This is a genomic window from Pseudoalteromonas sp. T1lg23B (assembly GCF_002964665.1).
In the GTDB taxonomy this organism is placed as follows: Bacteria; Pseudomonadota; Gammaproteobacteria; order Enterobacterales; family Alteromonadaceae; genus Pseudoalteromonas.
Genome location: NZ_PQBZ01000034.1, coordinates 557,543 through 577,333, shown reverse-complemented (window position 1 = coordinate 577,333; position 19,791 = coordinate 557,543). Strand labels below are relative to the sequence as shown.

Below are 19,791 nucleotides of genomic sequence, written 5' to 3'. Positions count from 1 at the left end.
TTGGTGTTAGCGCGACACTCTGCCGAGTTACACTAAGCCGTGAACAATACGGCACGATTAAGCAAAGTTAAACGAAGGAATACCATGAAGTCTCGCTCATTATTAGCGTTGTTAGTATCTTGTATTGTAGTGACGTCAACCATGCTGCAAGCGAATGAAAAACGTCCCGCAACCGCGGTGATCACAGCACCTATCGAATTTGTAGCGACACATGACAGAATAGAAGCTGTTGGCACAAGTGACGCCCATCGCTCTGTTGTTTTGTTTCCCGCAGTGGCAGATAGAGTCACAAAAGTAAACTTTAAAAGCGCCCAGAGAGTGAACAAGGGAGATATTCTATTCCAGCTAGATGATAGAAAAGAGCAAGCACAAGCAAAGCATGCCCAAATTCAATTGGATAATGCTAAGCGCGATTTGCTTAGACTCCAGAACAGTATTAAAAATGGTGCAACAACACAAAGCGCGCTGGACGACGCACAGACAAAAGTAGCCCTTGCTGAAGTTGCTTTAACACAAGCTCAGAATGATATAGCGGATCATAAAGTAGTAGCAGCTTTTTCTGGCGTGGTTGGGCTCACTGATATCGAAGCAGGTGATTGGGTTACCAACCAAACCAAGTTAACTACCTTGGACGACCGCTCAATTCTATATATCGATTTTGATGCCCCAGAACAGGCGCTGGATTTACTCAAGGACAGCACACATGTGCGTGTATTTCCGTGGTACGGCAATACGGGGCCGATAGATGCTCAAATTGCCCATGTAGATTCACGTATAGACAGCCAGCGTCGTACCATTCGTATCAAGGCGGCAATAGATAATCAACAAGACAAATTTATTCCCGGTATGAGTTTTAAAGTTGCACTGATGAACTTTGGTCAACGATATGCTGCGATACCTGAGGCGGCGTTAATGTGGGGCCCTACAGGGCCTTATATTTGGATTGCGGAGCAAGGCATAGCAAAACGTGTCGACGTGCAGGTTATTCAACGTCAAAAAAACCATGTGTTGGTCGATGGGAACATAGCGCAGCAACAGATGTTAGTGGTTGAGGGCGTGCAGCGATTGCGCGAGGGACAGGCTATTAACCCACAATTAGCGAAGGTGAACTGATGTCTAATAGCCCTTTGTTATCTAATGCGCTCTCGGATTTACCTTCCCTCGCTATTCGTAGGCCAGTTTTGATTGTTGTATTAAATCTGCTGATCATCATTGCCGGTATCGCGGCGCTCGGTGGTGTTGAAGTTCGTGAACTGCCAGATGTAGATAGACCAAGGCTGACGGTTTCAGCTTCTTTTCCAGGAGGCTCTCCTGAAACAGTTGACACCGAAGTAACTAGTAGGCTAGAAGGTGCTACTGCGCGCGTGTCAGGGGTCAAATCTATCAGGGCTCAAAGCGAAGAAAATTCGAGTAGAGTGGTGGTAGAGTTTCGCCCAGGAACCAATATTGAAGATGCAGCAAATGAGACACGAGAAGCCGTTAGCCGCATACAACGGGAATTGCCTGAAGAGGTCGAGCGGGTATCTATCATTAAAGCTGATAATGACGCCCAAGCTGTTGTAAGTCTAGCCGTCAGTAGTGACAGCCTTGACTTAGAGTCTCTTACTGCGAGAGTTGAGCGCGATTTGGCTCCTCAGTTCTTGACCATCCCAGGGGTCGCTGATGTGCGCTTGAATGGTGACAGAGAGCGGGTACTGCGGGTCGCTTTAGAGCCAATTAAACTGACTAGCTACGGGCTATCTGTAGCAGATGTTGCTAGGGTATTAAAACAAGCACCATTCGATGTACCTGCAGGTAGTTTGAAGTCAGTAGATCAGCAACTTATCGTGAGAGCGGATGCTACATCGGTGACCGCTGAGCAAGTCAGTTCAATGATCATCAAAGACAATACACGTATTGGTGATGTGGCATCGGTTTATTTTGGCCCAGCAGATCCTCGCAATATGGTGAGATTGGACGGTAAGCCCGTGATTGGCGTTGAGGTGATACGTCAAGCGCGTTCGAATACCATAGAGATTTCTGATGAAGTTTTGAAGCTTATCGCCAGACAGAAGCTACGCTTTCCTGAGCTGCAAATAACCGTTACGCAAGATGATGCTCAGTTCATCCGAGGTTCGGTTGATGAAGTACTCCAATCGCTATTAATCACAATTATGTTAGTGGTGATCACCCTATGGGTATTTATCGGTTCTTGGCGTGCCACCATAGTGCCTGCCATTGCAATTCCAATGTCTTTAATGGGATCGGTGGCAATCATATGGCTGCTAGGGTTTTCGATAAATATACTGACTTTACTGGCGTTGGTACTGGCTACAGGGTTAATAGTGGATGATGCCATCGTGGTCAGCGAGAACATTCAAAGACGTAAAGCGCAAGGTTTAGCCAGCCGAGCTGCGGCGGTATTGGGAACTCGAGAGGTGTTTTTTGCGGTGATTGCAACGACAGCCGTATTGGTGGCCGTTTTTGTGCCCATTGCATTTTTGCCCTCTACCGCAGGACGATTGTTTAGAGAATTCGGAGGGGTACTGGCTGGGGCTGTGATTATTTCATCTTTCGTTGCTTTATCACTAGTACCTGCGTTGACGTCTCGTCTTCCGAAGAAAAAAACACAAAGGGCGAATCTCTTTAGCCGCTTAGGGCAAAAAAGTGTGGAGGTGTATGGCAATCTGATTGGCTGGGTACTTAACCACGCTTGGTTGACGTTATTGATTTGTATCGTAAGCGCGATTGGTTCTGGCTTGTTATACACGCAAATTGAAAGTGAACTATTACCCAACGAAGACAGAGGGAATATTCGCATTTTTGCCCGAGGTCCTGATGGTGTGGGGCTCAACTTTATGGACCGTCAGGCTAGAGCGATGGAGGATGTGTTACTGCCATATGTAGAGCAGCAAGAAATAGAGTCAATTTACACTGTGGTAGGTCAGTGGGACCCCAACATCGTGTTTATCACGGTGCCTCTTAAAGATTGGTCACAAAGGGAATTTTCACAGCAGCAGATCATCAACAGAATACGAGGTCCGCTTGGACAAATCCCAGGTGCACCCGCACGGCCTTTTGGTTCCAACAGTCTTAACTTACGTGGTCAAGGTGGTGGTATAGAGTTGGCGCTGTTAGGTGACGATTATTTGAAAATTTTTAGTGCTGCGGAGCAATTTAGTGCAGAACTTGAACGTGCTTACCCCCAGTTTGGTAAGGCGGATATTTCCTATCAGCCCTCACAGCCTCAACTGCGCGTGAACATTGACCGCCGCAGAGCTGAAGAACTGGGCGTTGAGCTTGAAGACATCGCTGTAACATTGCGTGCTGCCATAAATGGCGATGATGTTGCTGATTTGAATGTAGGCGACCAATCTATCCCAATTATTCTCCAAGCACAGAATTATTTGGTTCAGACCCCAGCTGATTTGGCTAATCTATATGTTAACAGTCGCTTCGGTAAGCTGGTCCCCTTAGCAAGCGTTGCGACTTTAAGTGAGGAAGGTGTGGCGGCAGAACTTGAACGTTATGCGCAGCGCAGAGCCATTGAAATGGATTTAGAACTACCTTCAGGCATGACGATGAGTGAAGCGGTCGAGATCTTGCGTTCCCTAGCACATGAGAAATTACCGATGGATATTGATCTAGCGTTCAAGGGGGAAGCGTTAACCTACGAAGAAACAGCCTATGAAGTGATGCTTACATATGTGCTCGCGTTTGTTATCGTATTGCTGGTTCTGGCTGCACAGTTTGAAAGTGTAAACAGTGCGGTAGTTGTGATGATAACAGTGCCGTTTGGTATAGCTGCCGCTATTTTGGCATTGAAGCTATCAGGCACGAGTTTAAACATTTATTCGCAAATAGGACTGGTGATGTTGATAGGATTATTGGCGAAAAACGCCATATTGTTAGTCGAGTTTGCCGATCAGTTACGAGATCATGGCCATGATGTAAGAACCGCAATCCAACGTGCAGCTATGGTCCGTTTTAGGCCTATAACAATGACTTTGTTTTCAACGTTACTCGGTGCATTACCTCTTATATTGTCAGAAGGAGCAGGTGCAGAAGCGCGGAATGCGATTGGCTGGGTTGTATTTGGTGGTCTCGGGATTTCGGTGTTTTATACCTTGTTTCTTACGCCTATTATCTACTTGGGCCTTGCTCGATTTGCCAAGCCAAGAGCTGATGAAACTAAACGGCTGCAAAATGAATTGGCGCAGGCACGAGATTATTAACAAGGCATTTCAAATTTAAGTAGTTCAACCGCGTTGGTGGTATTTTCACCCCCAGCGCGCTCCGCCCCACCTATTAAGTAAATTCCTTCATTTGTCGTCACAGCGCCCAGACCGTGTCTGGTACTGGTCATAGATAATGGCAGTGTTTGCCATTTGTCGAGTGTGAAATCATATTGCCAGATATGACGAAAGGTCTTGCTATACATCATTGGTTTGCCAAACTGGTTAGTAGTGTATTGATACTGCTCGCCTCCAAACACATAGACTTTGTGATCTTTCACCGCAGCCGCGATGCCCGAGCATGCTTGTGGGATGGGTGCTAATTCAAACCACTTGTCAGTGCGTTTGTCATAAAAGTCGACTCGCGACTGGTTTTCGTGTTGTTCATCTTGAATACGTCCGCCAATAAAAATACAGCCTCTATCTAGCTCAACACAGGCACCTGAGTTTCTAGCTACAGGAAGGGGGGCGGCGCTTTGCCAGTGTGTACCATCGAAAAATACATGGTCGTCTACATCGGTTAAATTGCCGTTGGAGATACCTCTACCTGATATCACATGTACATTACCTGCTATATTGGCGTATCCTGATTCGGCTTGCGGGTTGGGCAGTGGTTTTGCTTGATGCCAGTGATCATTCAAGTGAGAAAGCAAGAAAGTATCACTTCTAACTTGCCACGGATCTGCTTTACTGGCAGCAAACCCTCCAATCGCCATAATACCTTGTTTAGTGCTGACCAGCCCTAAATGATGGCGTTTTACTGGTAAGTTTGGGCCCTTACGCCAAGTTTGCTTTTGTAGATCAAATAAGTAGCAATCTTTTGAGGCATTCATAATACCCATTGTTGCTTGCTCAATAGAACTTTGTTCGAGGGCGCCAGCCACAATTAAATGGTTTTCATACAAGCAAGGATATAGTTCTTGTAAGCGTTTAGGTAGGTGTGGTTTGTTGACCCAGTTTGTTTTTTGTCGCACTGTAGAGGCAGACACAAGAGGCGCACCCACTAAAAGTCCTAAAAGTGCTAACTTGTTAATAAACGCCCGACGATCCATCTTTGTCCCTTAAAAATAAACACATAAAACATAACAAATATAGGATGATTAGCAATAAATTTTGCGCATCCTTGTAAATGAAAGTAAATAAATGATATTTTATTTGTTAAGGCTGGGGTTTTGACATAAAAAAACCCACGCCATTGCGTGGGTTCTATCACACTGTTTTATTAAGCGTTTTCAAGGGCTGTACGTGGGTCAACGTATTCCATGTTGAAGCCTTCAGCCACTTCTTTACAAGTAATTTGACCATTGATCACGTTTAGGCCATCCATGAAGTGTTTGTCTTCAAGTAGAGCCGCTTTATAGCCTTTATTCGCAAGTTTGATAATGTAAGGTAATGTTGCATTATTCAAAGCGAATGTTGAAGTGCGTGGTACAGCCCCTGGCATGTTGGCAACACAATAGTGAACAACCTCATCGACGATGTAAGTTGGTTCTGCGTGTGTTGTAGGTTTAGATGTTGCAATACAACCACCTTGGTCGATAGCAACGTCAACGATAGCAGCGCCAGGCTTCATTGCTTTGATATGCTCAGCAGTAACAAGCTTAGGAGCCGCAGCACCTGGGATCAGTACACCGCCGATCACAAGGTCAGCTTCTAGTACGTGCTTTTCTAGAGCGTCAGCAGTTGAGTATACCGCTTTTGCTTGACTACCGAATTGAGCGTTAAGTGAGCGTAAAACATCGATGTTACGATCAAGAATTGTTACATCAGCGCCTAAACCTACAGCCATTTGCGCAGCGTTACGGCCAACCATACCACCACCGATAACAACTACTTTTGCAGGTTCAACGCCAGGTACACCGCCTAGTAACATACCACGACCTTCACGAGATTTCTCAAGTGCCTGTGCGCCAGCTTGAATTGACATGCGGCCTGCAACTTCTGACATTGGTGCTAGAAGTGGTAAACCACCACGAGCATCAGTAACTGTTTCGTATGCGATACAGATTGCTTTACTGTTAACTAGATCTTCCGTTTGTGGCAGGTCTGGTGCAAGGTGAAGGTATGTGAATAGGATTTGACCTTCACGTAGCATTGCGCGTTCAACAGCTTGAGGCTCTTTTACTTTTACGATCATATCTGCTTGAGCAAATACTTCTGCCGCCGTGTTTAATACTGTAGCGCCAACTTCTACATAATCTTCATCAGTAAAACCGATACCAATACCTGCATTGGTTTCTACGATGACTTGGTGGCCGTGGTTAATTAGTTCACGAACACTCGCAGGAACCATACCTACGCGGTACTCGTGGTTTTTAATTTCTTTAGGTACACCGATAATCATAATAAATCGCCTCTAAAATAGAACGGGATAAAATTTTCGACTATTATATATATGCATATCCAGTGTGTCCTACCTTTTTACAATGGTTTGATAGTGTTATAAACTAATATAACTAACCAAACAGTAGAAAAAACTATACCAAATGCATCAACAATTAGATCGAATCGACAGAAAAATTTTAGTCGAATTACAAAAAGATGGTCGGATTTCTAACGTAGAACTCGCGCGGCGTATAGGTTTAAGCGCGACGCCTTGTTTAGAGCGAGTAAAAAAACTAGAGCGCGAAGGCTTTATTAGAGGTTATAAAGCGGTAGTGGATCCTGCTAAGCTTGGACAGGGGCTACTTGTTTACGTTGAGATCACGATAAATAAGAATTCACCCGATGTGTTCGATCGCTTCAATCAGGCTGTGCGGCAGCATGACGAGATAATAGAATGTCATTTGGTTTCGGGTAATTTCGATTTCCTTTTAAAAACTCGTGTAACAGATATGTCTGAGTACAGAGGTGTACTTGGTGAAATCCTATTGAAATTACCTAATGTCAGTGAGAGTCGTACCTATGTGGTGATGGAAGAAGTAAAAGGTGAAGAGGGTGAGGTGATAAAACCCTATGCACCATGAGCCATTTCTTGGTAAGGTGTGGCAATAAATTGTTAATAAAAGAACAAAAATGGGGAAAACGCCAGCATGCGTCTAAATGGTGTACAACGCCTCCTTGAAACTGGGTTAATTATTAGTACAGCAGCCGCAATTTTCATTTTGTGTGCTTTGATTAGCTTTGATCCAGCTGACCCAGCGTGGTCACAAACAAGTGAATATGTTCAGGTCAATAATATTACAGGTTCAGCGGGAGCTTGGGTCGCGGATATTTTACTAGTCAGCTTAGGTTGGCTGGCTTTTTTGGTGCCAGCAGCGATTCAAATTCTTGGCTATCTAGTATTCAAAAAACCACATAAAATTCTACAGCTAGATTATACGACATTGGGCCTACGTGTGATTGGGCTAACGTTATTCGTTACCTCAGCTAGTGCGATCAGTAGTATTAACTTTGATGATATTTTTAGCGTGTCCTCAGGTGGTGTCGTAGGGGATGTCGTTGCAGGAGCGATGATGCCCGCGTTCAATTTTACCGGCACATCTATTTTACTCCTGTGCTTTTTCTTCGCAGGTTTGACTTTGCTAACAGGCGTGTCTTGGGTTGAGTTTGTTGATTACTTAGGGGAAAAAGTTGTTCAACTGTTCCGCTGGTTATCGGCAAAGTTTGCACAGCGACAAGCGCGTATTACTTCTGAAAGTCAGCATGAGCCAGACGTAACAAATATTGCAGACATGGCAATAGAACAGCAGGACCTAGATGTTCATCCAGATGATGAATCAGAACAAAAGCAAAAACCTAAGTTACTAAGCTTAAAAGATAAGTTATTTTCCAAAAAAGCAGACTCTGAAGCACAGCCAAATGCTAGCCAATCACATACACAATCAAACGTGTTCGACGAGCTAGATGACATTTTAGAACAGGAGATTAACTTTTCAGCGATTGATGATGAAGGGTTTGATACAGCATCTGCGTTGAATGCACTGGATGAATCTGCGGCTTCTTCAACTTCCGAGCATGAAGTGAAACAAACGACTGTTGTCTCTCCGGCAAGACCGCTAAAACAAAGTCGATCAGAGCAATCACAGTCAACTTATACTCCACCGCCAACTGCCAAGGAAAAGTTTGAAGCGTTACTTGAAGAACGTCCGCCAATGGACCCTTTGCCTTCGTTGGACTTATTGGATAGGCCAGATAAGCAGAAGAATCCAATCTCAAAAGAAGAGTTGGATGCTGTATCGCGCCTAGTTGAAGTGAAATTACTCGACTTTAATATTCAAGCAAGTGTGGTCGGAGTGTATCCAGGCCCAGTGGTAACGCGCTTCGAACTAGATCTAGCACCTGGTATTAAAGTGGCGAAAATAAGCGGGCTTGCAAAAGACTTGGCACGCTCGTTATCAGCGGTCAGTGTGCGAGTTGTTGAAGTTATTCCCGGCAAAACTTATGTGGGTCTAGAACTGCCTAATAAGCATAGAGAGATTGTTCGCTTATCCGAAGTTATTAACGCCCCAAAATTTGAGCAAAATGCCTCCCCATTGACCATGGTTTTAGGTAAAGACATTGCAGGTCAACCGGTGGTTGCTGACTTAGCAAAAATGCCGCACTTACTGGTTGCAGGGACAACCGGCTCAGGTAAGTCAGTGGGCGTTAATGTTATGATATTAAGCTTGCTGTACAAGTCACCGCCTGAAGATGTGCGCATGATCATGATTGATCCTAAAATGCTTGAATTGTCAGTTTATGAAGGCATACCACACTTATTGTGTGAGGTTGTAACGGACATGAAAGAGGCATCCAATGCGTTGCGTTGGTGTGTTGGCGAGATGGAGCGTCGCTATAAGTTGATGTCCGCGCTGGGCGTACGTAATTTGAAAGGGTACAATCAGAAGGTGTTGGATGCCAAAGCGGCAGGTCATCCTATACTCGATCCATTATTTAAAGACACAGATGGTATGGCAACGGGTCCACAAGAGCTTGATAAGTTACCTAGTATCGTTGTCGTGATAGATGAATTTGCTGACATGATGATGATTGTTGGCAAAAAGGTAGAAGAGCTCATTGCGCGAATCGCACAAAAAGCCCGTGCCGCAGGTATTCACTTGGTATTGGCAACACAGCGCCCTTCAGTTGATGTTATTACCGGCTTGATTAAAGCGAATATCCCAACTCGTATGGCGTTTCAGGTATCCAGCAAAATAGACTCGAGAACAATCTTGGATCAACAAGGTGCCGAGAATCTCTTAGGTATGGGTGATATGTTGTATCTGCCACCTGGAACCAGTGTGCCAATACGTGTTCATGGAGCCTTTGTTGACGACCATGAAGTACATGCTGTGGTGAGTGATTGGAAGGCGCGTGGTAAGCCAAACTATATTGAAGAAATTCTCTGTGGCGATGCCGCAGAAGATATTCTCTTGCCCGGAGAAGCACCTGAGGGCTCAGATGATGAATCGGACCCTCTTTATGATGAGGCGGTGGGCTTTGTGATTGAATCGGGCAAAGTGTCGGTATCGAGTGTGCAACGCAAATTACGTGTTGGTTACAACCGTGCCGCGCGTTTAGTAGAACAAATGGAAGCTTCTGGTGTCGTGAGTGCACCGGGACATAACGGTGCGCGAGAAGTTCTTGTACCAAGAGGTGGAGCAAATTAATGAATTTAACAAAGTATGTATCTAAATCTGTTGTAGTTGCTTTAGGTTTAACTCTAAGCGCTAATTCAATGGCTGACGCTTCGAGCGAGCTCAAAGAAAAGCTCGCGCACATCAATACTTTTCAAGCGACTTTTTCTCAGCAAGTATCTGATGAGCACGGCAATATATTACAGCAGGGGTCGGGTAACATTGCGCTGGCTCACCCACTAAAAATACGTTGGCAGCAAACTCAGCCTGATGAGACTCTGTTTGTTTCTGATGGGGTTAAAACCTATTACTACGACATGTTTGCTGAACAAGTAACGGTCATGAACTCCGAAGGGCTGATTGATACAACGCCATTTGTGCTTTTGACGACGCGCGCAGATGAGCAATGGGCTAAGTATCAAGTTAGCCAATCTGGTTCTGGTTATCTAATAAAACCAAACGAGGGTGTTGAGTCACAAGTAGAAACGCTCGAAGTACAATTTTCACAGCAGCATAGTTTACACTCGGTGAGTGTCAAAGATGTCTCTGGACAAACGTCAACGTTTAGCTTTCATGATGGACAATTAAATAAGGAATTAGCAGACGCCTTATTTAGTTTCACAGTGCCTCAGGGCGTAGTTGTTGACGATCAAACTCAAGGCGAGTAACTATTTTGACGAGCCTTGGTTTTGACTTTGCACCAGATGTAAGACCTTTGGCCGCTCGAATGCGGCCAACTTGCCTAGCCCAATACATTGGGCAGTCACATATTCTCAGCCCAGAACAGCCGTTATACAAAGCCATTACAGCGGGCCATTGCCACAGTTTAATTGTCTGGGGTCCACCTGGGGTGGGTAAAACCACACTGGCTCAGGTGATAGCTCATCACGCCAATGCAGAGTTAACCCAGTTGTCAGCTGTTACATCTGGTGTAAAAGAAATACGTGAAGCCGTGAGTGAAGCAAAAGGGCGTTTGGCTCAAGGGCGCAGGACTTTACTGTTCGTAGATGAAGTGCATAGATTTAATAAATCTCAACAAGATGCGTTCTTACCACATATTGAAGATGGCACGTTTATCTTCATCGGTGCTACCACAGAGAATCCAAGTTTTGCTTTAAATAACGCAATTTTGTCTCGTACTCGTGTTTATACCCTAAAAGTGCTTACAGAAGATGAGCTTGTCACAGTATTAACAAGAGCAATTGAGCACGATGAGCAGCTCAAAAAGCTGGTAATCGACATACCTTCAGATGCCCTTTTGGCAATAGCCAAAGCGAGTACTGGAGATGCTCGCAAGGTTCTAAACTTGTTAGAGCAAGCGATAGACTTGGCTGAGCGTAATGGAAATCAGGTAGTCATCGACTCTGATGTATTAAGTCATGTGTTACCAAGTCATTTAGCGAAGTATGACAAGGGTGGGGATATTTATTACGATTTAATCTCCGCGTTCCATAAGTCAGTCAGAGGCAGTAGTCCGGACGCCGCTTTATATTGGTATTGCAGGATACTGGCTGGTGGCGGTGACCCACTGTATGTTGCAAGACGACTGCTGGCCATAGCTACTGAGGATATAGGTAATGCAGACCCTCGCGCCATGCAAGTAGCCTTAAATGCTTGGGATATTTATCAAAGAGTTGGCCCTAGTGAAGGTGAGCGCGCAATTGCTCAAGCGACGATTTATCTGGCCAGTGCTGCTAAAAGTAATGCAGTCTACATGGCTTTTAATCAGGCACAACAAGACGCGGCCAGTGATCCAGACTATGAGGTGCCATTGCACTTGAGAAATGCGCCGACCGCTTTGATGAAAGAACTAGGCTATGGTGAAGAATATCGCTATGCGCACAACGAACCAGGCGCTTTTGCCGCTGGCGAGAACTATTTTCCCGAACAGATTAAAGACAAGCAGTATTATCACCCAACGGATCGAGGCCTTGAAAAGCAGATCAAGTCTAAATTAGAGTATCTGCAGCAGCAGAACCTACAAAGCGATACTAAAAGATATCAAAATGATTAAAATGTATCTCACAATAGCGCTTGGAGGTGCCGCAGGCGCCTGTTTACGATTCTTCATAAATGATATGATGTTAAAACTGTTCGGTAAGGGATTCCCTTTTGGTACATTGACCGTTAATATTCTCGGTTCATTGTTAATGGGTGTTCTTTTCGGTTTAATAGAAAAACAAATTATTACCGTTAGCCCAGCCAAAACCTTGATAGGTATTGGCTTCTTAGGCGCATTAACGACTTTTTCTACATTTTCGATGGATTCTGTGCTGTTACTCCAGCAGGGACAGATCATGAAAATGGCTCTTAATGTCACACTCAACGTGGTTGTGTGTATTTTTATGGCTTGGTTGGGCCTTTGCTTGGTCATGCAAAAAGGTTAAATATAGCAAATGTTAGATTCAAAATACTTACGTCAAGACATTGCAGAAGCTGCGGAGCGCTTAGCAAAGCGTGGCTATGAACTGGATGTTGAAGCAATTACCGCGCTTGAAGAAAAGCGCAAAGCACTACAAACTCAAACCCAAGAATTACAAAGCGAACGCAATAGCCGTTCCAAAGCCATTGGTCAAGCAAAAGCAAAAGGTGAAGACGTACAGCCTTTAATGGATGCGGTTGCTAATTTAGGTGATCAATTAAGTGCAGCTAAAGCTGAGCAAGATAGTATTCTTGAACAATTGAACGATATCGCGATGGCGTTACCAAATTTACCGGCAGAAGATGTTCCAGCGGGTAAAGATGAGAACGATAACGTTGAAGTATTGAAATGGGGCGAGCCTAAGCAATATGATTTTGAAGTAAAAGATCATGTAGATTTGGGTGAAGCGCTAGGAAAAGGTCTGGACTTTGAAGCGGGTGTTAAGTTAAGCGGTTCTCGTTTTACTGTTATGCGTGGCGGTATTGCGCGGATGCACCGTGCGCTAGTTCAGTTTATGTTAGATACGCATACTGACAAAAATGGCTACACGGAAATGTACGTTCCTTATCTGGTTAACAAAGATAGTCTATACGGTACAGGTCAGCTACCAAAGTTTGCGGAAGACTTATTCCATACTAAAGGTCTGGTAAATGACGAAGGCGTAGAGCAGGATGGCTTTAGCTTAATTCCAACGGCTGAAGTACCTTTAACAAACTGTGCAAGAGATGAAATCTTCGACGAAAAAGAATTGCCAATTCGTATGACCGCACATACACCTTGTTTTAGAAGTGAAGCTGGCAGTTATGGTCGTGATACGCGTGGACTGATTCGTCAGCATCAGTTTGACAAGGTTGAGCTTGTTCAGCTAGTGAAGCCAGAGGATTCAATGGCTGCATTAGAAGAGCTAACAGGCCATGCTGAACAAATCTTGCAAGCGTTAGAGTTACCATACCGCAAAGTGGTATTGTGTACTGGCGATATGGGTTTTGGTGCAACAAAAACTTACGATTTAGAAGTTTGGTTACCGGCTCAGAACACGTACCGTGAAATTTCTTCTTGTTCAAATATGTGGGATTTCCAAGCACGTCGTATGCAGGCTAGATTCCGCCGTCAGGGTGAGAAAAAGCCTGAATTGCTGCACACACTAAATGGCTCTGGCTTAGCCGTGGGTCGTACGCTTGTGGCAATCTTAGAAAACTATCAACAAGCAGATGGTACTGTTGTAGTACCAAGTGTATTACGCCCTTATATGGGTGGTTTAGAAGTTATTAAATAACTTAACTTCGTATCAAAAAATTATAAAAACGCCCGATACAACTCGGGCGTTTTGTTTTGTATCGATAAAGGTATAATCTCAATCCAAATTGATCTGAAACTTTGCTTTTCCACATACTTTGTTAGTAGCTACCTCGATATAACCACATATGAGGTGGCTAGTCTGAGATGTATTGGATTTCAGTGTTAAATCACCAACCGAATGGCCCTGTTGCGCAATAGCATCATTAATCAACTTTGCTGGTACAAAAATTTCTTTAGTGCTTTTTGCTGCAACAGAAAATGTATTTAGTACCTCATTGTTCACGGTATAGAACTGCAAAGCCTGGCTGTGTTCTGCGCTATTTTTTATAATAACAGACACGCCGATAGGAGAAGGTTGGCAACCCATGAATGACATAGAAATTAGTAATACACTGACTAAATTAGTAACTTTCATTTTTTACCTCACGGGTTGCTTAGAGACTTAGTTAAGCCAATATAGCTGACCAGTAACTCTCTGATTTGATTTAACCTTATCGCGTACGCGCGCTATCAATGTATCATCTGAAGTATATACAATCGAGTCATTCCAATGCCAACAATCACGTCCTTCTTTGTTATTGTGCAAATCCATTTTTTGGTGCTCACTTTCTAAGTTTCCATCTCTGGCTACTTTATTTAGCTCTTCTTGTGATTTTTGTTCGTGCGCTGTGGCAAACTGATAGGCCCAAAACTCACTGATGTATTTGCTCATTAAGGCATTCCAAATAGCGTGTCTGAATGCATCGGACTCATCGCCGAGACCATTGAAGCCATACTCATTATTTGTATAAGTATACGCTTTGTCTTTAGTTATATCGGTTATGTATGCGTTTGCTGGACTTGCAACTACTAACGCTTTTTCATAGGTATTTAAGCTGTTCCATTGAGAACGAATGACTTCATAAGAAGCTTGAATGTTGACAGAGCCCTGATTCAAAGCGTGCATCTGTCCTTGTTGAAAACCGTTTGGCATGTTATCGATTAAAGAGACAATGTCTTCAACAGAAAGGTGTGGGTTTTGCTGTTTTGTTTGCTCAATAAATTCGTAGAACCGCGCCTTAGACTGAGAGTGTGGAAGTGATGCATACTTGGCGTTGCCCATTATTGAAGTTATATTGCTTTGCTGGAGTGCACTGCCCAGCTCGATGCTAGAGGATAAATTTTCTCCATTCGCAAATGTGTAGTTAGCGCCGAAAGAAAGTGCAACACTCATTGTAATTACTGTTAGTTTTTTCATTTTCATTCCTTGTTAGATTTAATAAGTCCCGATTACGGGTTTTTATGTTACAGTGTTGTGGTGTTTTTGGTCAATTATTTTAATTTTTTGTTTCTTTATGTGTTTGCCAATGGTTTTTGTGGCTTTCAGAGAGTGGATTTGTAGCGCTTAGTGTTAATTGTGTTTGCGTAGAGATGTGGCTATGAGTATTGAATGCAGTGACTTCACTGTTAGAAGCTTACCGTCTGGTTGGTAGGGATATTGGTAAAGAGTGTTAGGACGTGGGTCTAAAGCTTAAGGAATTAGCCCAGCCAGAGATTTTAAATCAAACGATCTCTTATTATCTCTTATATAGTTAATATAGGAGGCGGAATTATGAGTAAACATCCATATGGTGAAAATCAACCAGTAGAGTCGCCTTGTGTGAGGAACTGCTGTTTGAATGACAAAGATATATGTTTAGGTTGTGGCAGAACGTTAGCTGAAATCCTCGCATGGGGTAAGGCGGATACAGTGCAGCGGCAGCATATATTGGCGCGCGGTAAGCAACGGAAAGAAGCCATGGGGACGCCAATACACATAAGTAGCCGCTATATGAAAACGTGATACGGTGGGTCGTTATTAACTTATATCTCACCACCGTATCGAGCGTGTCGATTATTTGAATCGGCAGGCGTTCAAGGATGGAACACTGCCATCAAGAAGTTTTGAAAGAGTAGCAGCACCACCGGCAGGTGCACCGACCGCTAGCTTTGTGCCAGTTGTAGATACACTGGTGACAGAGCACATTTCATTGTAGTAATCCTTATCGCAGCACTCGTTGTTGTCGTTTGCAGCACCCGGTTCGCATAGCCATGGGCCTGCTATTTGAAAGCGTTTGGTCGGATTTTTACTGGGCGGGCAGGAGCAGACAATCTCATTGTCTTTAATATGACCAAGCCCTGGGAAATTAGAACCTTGGGTGCTATTAAAACACACACCGCCGTCGCACTGAGCGCTATAAGCGGCTTGGCTATCCTGCCCTGAGCAAGTGTAAAATCCGAGCGGTGGCCCTAATTTTTCGGTTTCGGGGTCATAGTCGGTTTCGATTTGTCTTGGTGTGGCATAGGTGCTCACTGTAAATTGGTTCTCTTTGCCTTGTAAGAGTAAGTCACAGATATTTTTATTTTTTCCATTTTCTAGGTAATCAAAGCTAATCGAAATACTTTGCTCGTTTAATACTTGGCATTTGCAATAGGCAACACCATCTAATGTCCAGCATGTGGCGGTTGCGCATAAAGCAAAGCGATTGTAATCATCGGGGTTGGTCGGGCATTTGATCACAGGTTGAGTTTTTTGATGATCTTCGGTTGTGGTGGGTTGTGGCGTAGCGAATATGTTCAAACTGGTTACGCTCAGCAAAAGAGTCAACCAGAAAATAGGGCTTATTGTTGTTCTTAACATATAGAGTTCCTTTGAATAGGGGTATGACAAAGCTGCAACTTCTGGCCTTGGATGGTAACGCCACTTAACTGTAGTTCATTAACGACCTACCAACATGAAAATAGCTCAAATGCTTTAGCATTACAGCGTATGTACTATACTTTTGAACAACCCCTTTCAATTAAGTGCTTTAGTGGTCTATGAACTATCCTCGCGCGCTTGTGTTTATTTTTCTTGCTATACCATTTTGTGTGATGGCGAATGTTGACGACGAACAGCACAGCTTATTTTCACTACCTGTTGAGGAGCTATTACAACTAGAGGTGACGGTTGCAGCGAGAAAAAATGAGTCTTGGCTATCTTCTTCCGGAACGGTATATGTTATTGGTAAAAGTGAAATTGAGAACTATGGTTGGCGCGATTTGAAGGAGATTCTCGCGAGTATTCCAAATATGGATTACTTCTATCAATGGAGTTGGCTACCGGGCGGGCAGAGAGGATTTACTGGCAATATGTCTGGTACTCTGATGCTAATTGATGGCAGGGAAGTACAAAACCTGCTAGCCAATGAAGCTTTTATTATGAACAATTTCCCCGCCAGCAGAATAGAGCGAGTGGAGGTACTGCAGGGGCCCAATTCTACGCTTTATGGGGGCAATGCGACGCAAGGTGTCATTAATGTTATCACGCGGTTAGGTCAAGGCGAGCGAGAACTTCATTTAATCGCTGGCGAGGTGGGCACCAAGCATGCTCACTTACTTGTTAATCATCAATATAACACCCTGTCGATGGCGTTAAGTGCCAGCTATTTTGAAAGCGACCAAGATTATGACGAATTAAGGTCGTTTGTCATGGATCCCAATGATTTTAGTCGTAATAGCAAAGATGCGTTGCGTGACCTTAATCCAAATAATTTCAGGAATGATGAGCAAAGTTATACATTAGATGGCAAGTTGGATTACCGAGGCTTCTATGTGGGGATGAATATTAGCCGCTCTAAAAATGTCAGTGGTATCGAGGCGGTTGCTTACGACTATATAACTGGAGATGATTCTCGGCGAGGCTATGAAAATTATTACCTTGGTAAACAAATAGAATTTAGTGATGCATTGCGAGGCAGCGTAGAGGTAAGCTATTTTCGAGAATACAAAGAAAAAGATCGTTTAACCACCATCGTGCCCGATGATGCCCAGACTTACCAAGCACTGATTCAATACAATGAAAGAGAAGACATAGGTCCATCAGATAGAGTGCGAGTCAATACGCAGTGGCAATACCAAGTTGATGAGCAAACTGATTGGGTATTTGGCTATGATGGTTGGCGCACACAAATCGGTCGAAAAGTTAAATATAGAGACATCGCTGGTCAAGTCGTACTTTTTACCCCCCCTGAGTGGGCAAAAGATAAAGAGAAGTCTGAAAAGCACGCGCTATTTGCCCAATATTCGAAAACGGTTAATTGGGGAAGTAAAAGTCTCAAAGCCAGTGCAGGGCTTAGATATAACCAACAAGATTTTACGAATTCAGCCTACTTGCCCCGAGCAAGCATTGTATTTCAGCCTAATGCTTCTGAGTCTTTTAAAATAACCTATGGTGAAGCATTTCGACCCCCCACAATTTTTGAGTTTGATTTGGTGGTTGACGATGAACTTGAATCGCAAACCATGAAAATGAGTGAACTAAATTGGAGTAAGAGCTTCAGTTGGAACGATATTAAACTGGCTAATATTGCCGCAGTTTACTCTATGAAAGCAGAGAATTTTTATGAAAAAATTCTCGATCCGATAGCTGGCACTTGGCAAACTCGTGTGACCGGCGAGCATACAATAATGGGCTTTGAGAATCAGTTAAAATTTCAAGCGCAGCACTGGCAAGGCCAAATTAGCTACCGATTCGTAAAGCCCGATGAGGCGCAAATTGGTGATATAAAAGAGGTGCTAGACATCCCAGTTCATAAATTGAAGTTAGGATTGGTCTATCGGTTAAGTGATACTTGGCGTGTCGCTGGCTTTGTTGATCATTGGTCAAAAGTGTATACGCAAGCAAATAATCTTTTGGGAGATGGTACAGAGGTTGAGCAAATTCCTCACTGGACTACGATGAACTTACATGTGTTTAGGCAAACTAAGCGATATTCCTTTGGTGTGTATATTGAAAATCTGTTCGACCGCAGCTATTACCACTCAAATGCACGAGGGACATCGCCTGTTAGGTATCTTCAAGCGCCAAGAAATTTACGCCTTCAGATCAGTTATAAATTTTAAATTGTCTAGAATTGAAATCGCACAGTGGTGGGAGGCAGCACAGCTCCTCCCATGATTAATATTATATCGATTTAGGATAGAGAGTTGCGTTGGCAATGGTGTTCTCATATATGTTGAACACACCAAACCAGTTCGCTGAGTCTACTTCAATTACGCCTTTGTCCTTTACTTTTGTTTTAAAGTTTTGCAACACATCTTGGTTATCGCCGTAATTGATACCTGAGTAAGACCAGTTTTGCATTGGCGCTAATAGGTTATCTAGGGCGTATAAAAAGCCATTAGCTTGGCTGATGGGTTCAAACAATTCTATAGAGTGGGCCTTGCCGGAATGATGGAGTTGAATACTCTCAGAGCAGCCAGTGATATAGGACACTTTATTTGCGAACCCAATCACCCGAAATAAAGAAGATTTATGGTCACGGATAAATTGATCAATGTTGGTTTTGCCTTCGAAACAAGGCATAGCATTAGCTTTCAGCTGAGCGTTGAGCTGAGTGCCGATAGAAAGGCCTTCTAGTTGTACCCGTATCGCTTGGTCACTCACTTTTATATTAACGGTGTGCACATTATCAAAATGTTTTTTAAGAGAGTCTAGCTGTTCGGCGTTGATAAACTTATCGATTATATGGTGCTCGCCGTTATGGCTAAAATTAAATATAGGCTGCTCCGAAATAAGTTCGATACGATTACGTAAATCGATAGGTAGCAATGAGCGGTTAAACTGATAGCCAATCAACTTATCATCTTGAAAAATGAATGCATTGTCTCTTCCAAGAAAAGCAATCTTAGTGCTGTCATTGGCAGGCCATACAGCGCTGAAATGACCAATCTTCTCTTCTGCTTCCATGTATGTCGTGCCAAGCTCTATACCGTAAGGTGTATTTCGGGTTACATGACTCGTTGGAATGGATAGAGGCTTAATAGCATATGGTTGGCCCGTAAATTTAAGAGTGGTCGAGGTATCTAACGCTAACTTGCTTTTAAAGTTGATGATCTTGCTATGTAATCTGTGGATATATTTTTTATTGATCACAACAGCATTTTCACATTTTTTAACTGGCAGCAGGGAAACATAGGAGCTCACAAACTCCTTTTCATCATATTTAAAAGAAACATGTTTAATCACATAGTCACTATTGTGCTCATTCATTTTAGCTTGAATTTTCTCTAGAGTGAGCAACTTAGCTTCTTCTTCTATCACTTTTTTGGACTTGCCTCTGATGTTAGTGTAAAGAGAGGCAACGCTTATAATGTCGAGTTTAGGGTCGAGAATGCAGTCACTACTTTGATGATACAAATTGGCTGCTTGAGAGGTGGCACACACAAATGGGAGACAGAAGATAAGAGACGTTTTTTGCATAAAAATAATCCTTTTTCTTTTATCCTATGCAATTGA

General features: G+C 43.5%; 16 protein-coding genes. 10 read left to right on the top strand and 6 right to left on the bottom strand.

Annotated elements, in window-relative coordinates:
* Positions 1 to 84: 84 nt before the first annotated feature.
* Together C2M32_RS10980 and C2M32_RS10975 are read left to right on the top strand one after the other, a co-directional pair.
* Positions 85 to 1,113, top strand: coding sequence for an efflux RND transporter periplasmic adaptor subunit (locus C2M32_RS10980; protein ID WP_234401279.1), 1,029 nt, complete (start codon positions 85 to 87; stop codon positions 1,111 to 1,113).
* Positions 1,113 to 4,214, top strand: coding sequence for an efflux RND transporter permease subunit (locus C2M32_RS10975; RefSeq protein ID WP_105168466.1), 3,102 nt, complete (start codon positions 1,113 to 1,115; stop codon positions 4,212 to 4,214). The genes C2M32_RS10980 and C2M32_RS10975 overlap by 1 nt, the downstream gene beginning before the upstream one ends.
* Here the strand turns inward: C2M32_RS10975 and C2M32_RS10970 are convergent.
* Positions 4,211 to 5,266, bottom strand: a complete 1,056-nt coding sequence (locus tag C2M32_RS10970) for a Kelch repeat-containing protein (protein WP_105168465.1) — start codon at positions 5,264 to 5,266, stop codon at positions 4,211 to 4,213. The genes C2M32_RS10975 and C2M32_RS10970 overlap by 4 nt on opposite strands.
* Positions 5,267 to 5,436: 170 nt before the next feature.
* Positions 5,437 to 6,558: an alanine dehydrogenase gene (gene ald, locus C2M32_RS10965; protein WP_105168464.1), complete on the bottom strand. Its 1,122-nt coding sequence runs from the start codon at positions 6,556 to 6,558 to the stop codon at positions 5,437 to 5,439.
* A gap of 142 nt (positions 6,559 to 6,700) precedes the next feature.
* Here ald and lrp point away from each other — a divergent pair, with 142 nt between their 5' ends.
* The 6 genes from lrp to serS all read left to right on the top strand — a co-directional run bounded on the left by lrp (position 6,701) and on the right by serS (position 13,470).
* Positions 6,701 to 7,180: a leucine-responsive transcriptional regulator Lrp gene (gene lrp, locus C2M32_RS10960; RefSeq protein WP_070990825.1), complete on the top strand. Its 480-nt coding sequence runs from the start codon at positions 6,701 to 6,703 to the stop codon at positions 7,178 to 7,180.
* A 66-nt stretch (positions 7,181 to 7,246) separates the two neighbouring features.
* Positions 7,247 to 9,805, top strand: a complete 2,559-nt coding sequence (locus C2M32_RS10955) for a DNA translocase FtsK (RefSeq protein WP_105168463.1) — start codon at positions 7,247 to 7,249, stop codon at positions 9,803 to 9,805.
* On the top strand, positions 9,805 to 10,440 hold the full coding sequence (lolA, locus tag C2M32_RS10950) for an outer membrane lipoprotein chaperone LolA (RefSeq protein WP_105168462.1): 636 nt from the start codon (positions 9,805 to 9,807) through the stop codon (positions 10,438 to 10,440). Before C2M32_RS10955 ends, lolA begins: the two co-directional genes overlap by 1 nt.
* Before the next feature lie 5 nt (positions 10,441 to 10,445).
* Positions 10,446 to 11,786 carry a replication-associated recombination protein A gene (locus tag C2M32_RS10945; RefSeq protein ID WP_105168461.1) on the top strand — a complete coding sequence of 447 codons (1,341 nt, stop codon included), beginning with the start codon at positions 10,446 to 10,448 and terminating at the stop codon, positions 11,784 to 11,786.
* Entirely contained in the window at positions 11,779 to 12,159 is a 381-nt protein-coding gene (gene crcB / locus C2M32_RS10940) for a fluoride efflux transporter CrcB (protein ID WP_105168460.1), read from the top strand. Before C2M32_RS10945 ends, crcB begins: the two co-directional genes overlap by 8 nt.
* Positions 12,160 to 12,168: 9 nt before the next feature.
* Positions 12,169 to 13,470, top strand: a complete 1,302-nt coding sequence (gene serS, locus C2M32_RS10935; RefSeq protein WP_105168459.1) for a serine--tRNA ligase — start codon at positions 12,169 to 12,171, stop codon at positions 13,468 to 13,470.
* A 78-nt stretch (positions 13,471 to 13,548) separates the two neighbouring features.
* Here serS and C2M32_RS10930 read toward each other — a convergent pair whose 3' ends face one another.
* Together C2M32_RS10930 and C2M32_RS10925 are read right to left on the bottom strand one after the other, a co-directional pair.
* Positions 13,549 to 13,908, bottom strand: coding sequence for a hypothetical protein (locus C2M32_RS10930; protein WP_105168458.1), 360 nt, complete (start codon positions 13,906 to 13,908; stop codon positions 13,549 to 13,551).
* A 27-nt stretch (positions 13,909 to 13,935) separates the two neighbouring features.
* Positions 13,936 to 14,730, bottom strand: coding sequence for a DUF6973 domain-containing protein (locus tag C2M32_RS10925; RefSeq protein WP_105168457.1), 795 nt, complete (start codon positions 14,728 to 14,730; stop codon positions 13,936 to 13,938).
* A 354-nt stretch (positions 14,731 to 15,084) separates the two neighbouring features.
* Here C2M32_RS10925 and C2M32_RS10920 point away from each other — a divergent pair, with 354 nt between their 5' ends.
* Complete coding sequence (locus tag C2M32_RS10920) at positions 15,085 to 15,315, top strand: DUF1289 domain-containing protein (RefSeq protein ID WP_105168456.1); 231 nt, start codon at positions 15,085 to 15,087, stop codon at positions 15,313 to 15,315.
* A gap of 51 nt (positions 15,316 to 15,366) precedes the next feature.
* Here C2M32_RS10920 and C2M32_RS10915 read toward each other — a convergent pair whose 3' ends face one another.
* Positions 15,367 to 16,152, bottom strand: coding sequence for a hypothetical protein (locus tag C2M32_RS10915; protein WP_105168455.1), 786 nt, complete (start codon positions 16,150 to 16,152; stop codon positions 15,367 to 15,369).
* A gap of 179 nt (positions 16,153 to 16,331) precedes the next feature.
* Here C2M32_RS10915 and C2M32_RS10910 point away from each other — a divergent pair, with 179 nt between their 5' ends.
* Positions 16,332 to 18,395 carry a TonB-dependent receptor plug domain-containing protein gene (locus C2M32_RS10910; protein ID WP_105168454.1) on the top strand — a complete coding sequence of 688 codons (2,064 nt, stop codon included), beginning with the start codon at positions 16,332 to 16,334 and terminating at the stop codon, positions 18,393 to 18,395.
* Positions 18,396 to 18,456: 61 nt separating this feature from the next.
* Here C2M32_RS10910 and C2M32_RS10905 read toward each other — a convergent pair whose 3' ends face one another.
* Complete coding sequence (locus tag C2M32_RS10905) at positions 18,457 to 19,755, bottom strand: hypothetical protein (protein ID WP_105168453.1); 1,299 nt, start codon at positions 19,753 to 19,755, stop codon at positions 18,457 to 18,459.
* Positions 19,756 to 19,791 lie beyond the last annotated feature (36 nt).

Excerpts from the sequence above, each read along its gene's own strand:
- crcB (WP_105168460.1), top strand. The coding sequence starts at position 11,779 with ATGATTAAAATGTATCTCACAATAGCGCTTGGAGGTGCCGCAGGCGCC.
- C2M32_RS10955 (WP_105168463.1), top strand. The coding sequence starts at position 7,247 with ATGCGTCTAAATGGTGTACAACGCCTCCTTGAAACTGGGTTAATTATT.
- C2M32_RS10905 (WP_105168453.1), bottom strand. The coding sequence starts at position 19,755 with ATGCAAAAAACGTCTCTTATCTTCTGTCTCCCATTTGTGTGTGCCACC.
- serS (WP_105168459.1), top strand. The coding sequence starts at position 12,169 with ATGTTAGATTCAAAATACTTACGTCAAGACATTGCAGAAGCTGCGGAG.
- ald (WP_105168464.1), bottom strand. The coding sequence starts at position 6,558 with ATGATTATCGGTGTACCTAAAGAAATTAAAAACCACGAGTACCGCGTA.
- lolA (WP_105168462.1), top strand. The coding sequence starts at position 9,805 with ATGAATTTAACAAAGTATGTATCTAAATCTGTTGTAGTTGCTTTAGGT.
- C2M32_RS10980 (WP_234401279.1), top strand. The coding sequence starts at position 85 with ATGAAGTCTCGCTCATTATTAGCGTTGTTAGTATCTTGTATTGTAGTG.
- C2M32_RS10925 (WP_105168457.1), bottom strand. The coding sequence starts at position 14,730 with ATGAAAAAACTAACAGTAATTACAATGAGTGTTGCACTTTCTTTCGGC.
- lrp (WP_070990825.1), top strand. The coding sequence starts at position 6,701 with ATGCATCAACAATTAGATCGAATCGACAGAAAAATTTTAGTCGAATTA.
- C2M32_RS10920 (WP_105168456.1), top strand. The coding sequence starts at position 15,085 with ATGAGTAAACATCCATATGGTGAAAATCAACCAGTAGAGTCGCCTTGT.
- C2M32_RS10970 (WP_105168465.1), bottom strand. The coding sequence starts at position 5,266 with ATGGATCGTCGGGCGTTTATTAACAAGTTAGCACTTTTAGGACTTTTA.
- C2M32_RS10930 (WP_105168458.1), bottom strand. The coding sequence starts at position 13,908 with ATGAAAGTTACTAATTTAGTCAGTGTATTACTAATTTCTATGTCATTC.
- C2M32_RS10910 (WP_105168454.1), top strand. The coding sequence starts at position 16,332 with ATGAACTATCCTCGCGCGCTTGTGTTTATTTTTCTTGCTATACCATTT.
- C2M32_RS10975 (WP_105168466.1), top strand. The coding sequence starts at position 1,113 with ATGTCTAATAGCCCTTTGTTATCTAATGCGCTCTCGGATTTACCTTCC.
- C2M32_RS10915 (WP_105168455.1), bottom strand. The coding sequence starts at position 16,152 with ATGTTAAGAACAACAATAAGCCCTATTTTCTGGTTGACTCTTTTGCTG.